Origin of the sequence: uncultured Gimesia sp., assembly GCF_937919775.1 — a bacterium.
Classification (GTDB): Bacteria; Planctomycetota; Planctomycetia; order Planctomycetales; family Planctomycetaceae; genus Gimesia.
Window position 1 is genome coordinate 1 of record NZ_CALFPF010000704.1, and the last position, 3,691, is coordinate 3,691.

Here is a 3,691-nt window from a genome sequence, read left to right on the forward strand (position 1 = left end):
CAACCCGGAGATCAACTGGATCTGGTCGAATTAAATGAAAAGTTTGTGGAGATCCTGCATCAGCGTTTTGATGCAGAACAGGGGTTTCAAGAGATCAAACACCTGACGTCGATCCATAACTGCCCCTTGCAGGAATATGGGGCGGGAGAGGAATATGATTTCATCATTTCCGGGTTACCGCTGAATAATTTTCCGACGGAATTAGTTGGTGAAATCTTTGAGGCCTATTTTCGTCTACTCAAGCCGGGCGGCGTATTGTCCTATTTTGAATATATGTATGTACGCCCTGTTCGCAAAGTGATTTCGCGGGGAGAAGAAAATCAACGCATTCGGCAAATCGATGACATCATGAGCCATTATACCCGCCAGTTTCGCATTCAAACGGACTGGGTCTGGTTTAATCTTCCCCCGGCCTGGGTTCAGCACCTGCAAAAAGAAAAAGGCAGTGCTCCGTTAGTAGAGCAAACTGCCTCTCAGAATTCCGGGACTTAATAACAGCGACTGCCGCACAGGAGAGTGCAGTCGTTATTCCGCCGCTTTTTTATCTGCGTCGGGTTTCGGCGCTTCTCCCTCGGGACGATCTGATTCCGGTCGTCGAGGGCGGTCCATACGGTTTCTGCCACGAGGACCAAATGGTTCACGATCACCGCCCAGCATTTCGGCAAAATCCAGATAGCCATCTGCATTGCGGTCCAGTTTTTCGAGAAGTTCTTTCATCTGGCTCAGTTCTTCTTTGCTCAGCCGGCCATCTTTGTCAGTATCTAATATCATGATGAAAGCGGGAGCAGGAGGACGTCCCTGAAAATCTCCACGGCGGCGACTTTCTTCTCGATTCGGCATGTCGGGACGTTTCATCTCTTTATCACCATCACGGCCTTCCGGACGACGCTCGGGACGAAATTGAGCTAAGGCTTCCATGAATTCTTTTTTGGTAAGCTCAGCGTCCTTTCCCTTGCCTGATCGCTCCAGAATGCGTTGCAGGATTGGTTTTGCCTGCTCGGGAGCTTCTTCGAGTGTCAGCTTGCCGTCTTTATTGGAATCCAGGCTTTGGAAAAAACGTTCTGATCGCTCGGAAGGTTCTCCCTCATTGCGTTTGGGGCTATCGTTTTGTTTGTCCCCTTCCCGTTTACCGCGGAACATATTGCCGTAGCGACTCAATTCTTCCAGTGAAATTTCGTCTTTATTTAACCGTTGAAAGAGAGGTTCCAGACGCTCGCGCAGCGGTTCGGGGATTTCGTCCCTGGAGATTTTTTTATCTCCGTTCCGGTCGAGGCGACTCATAAACATTTGAAAATTACGCGGATCCCGATTCCGGTCGGGCGATTCTCCTGCGGGAAATTTCTGATCTTCTTTTTTCAAGCCGGATTCGAATTCGTTTTTCGTCAGCTTACCATCTTTGTTCTGGTCTCCCAGTCGAATCAGGTGATCGAAGAAACGCTCCTTGTCCTCTGGTACTTCGTCAGCGGTAACGGTTCCATCGGAATTCTTGTCGAGTTGCTGAAAAATATCCTGGGGAGCAGATTCCCCTGGCTCCGGTGCTGCAGACAGGCCATTGATTGAGAAACAAAGAACCGTCAAAAAGGTCAACGAATGAGAAGTACGTTGCATAACAGCCCCTTTCGTGGGAGTGCCGTGATGGAAATGTGTACCGGAAACCCGATATCTGAAGCAGTAACTACTTGATTAAACACACAGAGTCTCCCAGGGTATTGGTCAATTCCCCGAAATAACAGCAGATACGAAAAAACCCGGTGAGAAGCCCCACCGGGTTTATGTAGTCAATCAAGTAAATAATCGAGATTCAGACCGTTAAGGAGTGGTTTTTTTCACAGTAAAGGTGGAAGTGAAGAATCCCTGGTCATCGGGAATTGTATATCCGCCTGAAACGGGCAAATACTTTTGAATCACTTCAAAAGGTGGCAACTTTCCTAAGTCAATACCTTCCAGATTTACGGCACTATCGTTTTTTCGCAGTAATTCATAGAGAGCATGAATTTGTGCATCGGCATTCTGATATGTAATGATGGAAGTCTTCTCCGGAAACTTTTCTGAAATTCGCTTATAGTCCGGATTATTTATCAGAGATCCGACGCCTCGGTCTTTCCGCAAAACATTTTCAATTTGTTTGACGTCATTGGCAATGAAAAGCTGGTTTTCCGCAATACAGAAACCGGCATCAGTGGGTAAATTCAAAACGGCTCCTGGAAGTTCGTAGAGCGTGATTCCCTGAAATTCTCTCGTCTGTCCGGGAAAGTCGTCGCGGGCTGTCAGGGAGGCAATCAGCTTCTGGAATGCGTCCGAGTTCTTTAACCCGAAAGCCACCGTGAACTGACCGGACATTTTCGTCAGGTCAATTTGCTCGCCTTCGGCAAGCTCTGTTGCAACCTGAATGCGGCCGCTCATGTTGTCCACAATGTCTTTTTTGATGTGAACTTTGGGACCTTCAGGCTTATCGGCCATTTGATCGATGATGGCAGCGAGTGCCCCCGGACGTCCCTGGAAACCGTCAAAGAGGGTCTCAATTGAATCATAGGCACCGCTGATGCTCCAGTTAATTGAGTAATAGGTTGAGACTTTGTCTGAAACCCACAACGGTGGTTGTTGCGCTACGGCGGGGCATTTAAACATGTCGATAATCCCGGACGTGGGCATTTCGACGAAGGTGAATGTTTTTGTTATCGAATCATATTCCTTAGTGGCCAGGTAGCTAGATCCGCCCACTGCTTTCAGATTTGTAATTCCGAGTGCGGGAAGAAAACCTTGAACCATACCAACCTGTGGATTAATCCGGCTGGCAACTGACAAAACGGACTGGAGTGCACCGATGGGGTTCATGTACCACTGCGAGACAGCAGGCGCAGACGGTTCAAGACACTTGTTGATGATATACTGGAACTCTTTTTTACTCGCGAGAGTGTCCTGTCCCTGGCCATCCCACTTTGCTAAAACGGATTCCAGAATTTTTTCATCATTGGAAGCGACAAACGTTTTGTCTTTGAGGAAGTAGGCAAACTTTTTCTCAAGCGGAACTTTAACAGGATCTTCTTCATCCCCTTCTTTTTCGAAGGAATAAACGGTGATTTTTGTTCCTTCTACACTACGGATGGCACGCTGGGCTCCTTCTTTATCCAGGCCTTCTGCCGCTCTTCCCAGAATCTTTTCCAGGATTTCGCCGCTTTCTCCATATTCCATGAAAGCCAGTCCGCCGAATTTGCCTTCTTCGCTTTTGACAAAGGCGAAACAGATTTCTCCACTGGGGATACTCATCACGTTGCTAAGACCCAGCTTTGTTTCTGCTTCGAACTTTTCAGAGAACTTTTCGATCAGTTTGACCAGATCCTTCTTCATGTCAGCAAATGCGGGATCATGGGTCATTTGCCCCATCGAGCACTGACTCCACTTATCACCGAGAGTTTCGACATCGGGAATCGAAAAATACAAGAGTGTATCAGCGGGAATGCGCTGGGCTGCCTTAACGGTATTCTGTGCATAGCCGGCCTGAGCGGTCAACAGGACCAGCGCCTGCATCAACACAAAAGTACATAACAAAAGTGGCTTTCTCATTGGAGCCTTCATTCTTTCTCTATCATGAGGGGATTTAAAGATACCTCGCGCCTGGCTCGACTTAGAGGCCCTGTCGAAACAATTGAGCGCAACGATGACTTATACTGTTTATTTGTAGCAATTCTGT

Annotated in this window: 2 protein-coding genes and 1 pseudogene; 1 reads left to right on the forward strand and 2 read right to left on the reverse strand. The window is 47.8% G+C overall.

The features are described from left to right. A pseudogene (locus tag Q0294_RS19925) lies at positions 1 to 492 on the forward strand (hypothetical protein); the annotation flags it as partial. A 33-nt stretch (positions 493 to 525) separates the two neighbouring features. On the opposite strand, the gene Q0294_RS19930 reads toward Q0294_RS19925, so the two are convergent. Both Q0294_RS19930 and Q0294_RS19935 read right to left on the reverse strand, forming a co-directional pair. Next, complete coding sequence (locus Q0294_RS19930) at positions 526 to 1,608, reverse strand: EF-hand domain-containing protein (protein ID WP_299468959.1); 1,083 nt, start codon at positions 1,606 to 1,608, stop codon at positions 526 to 528. Positions 1,609 to 1,809: 201 nt separating this feature from the next. After that, positions 1,810 to 3,564, reverse strand: coding sequence for a hypothetical protein (locus Q0294_RS19935; RefSeq protein WP_299468961.1), 1,755 nt, complete (start codon positions 3,562 to 3,564; stop codon positions 1,810 to 1,812). Between the last annotated feature and the right edge of the window lie 127 nt (positions 3,565 to 3,691).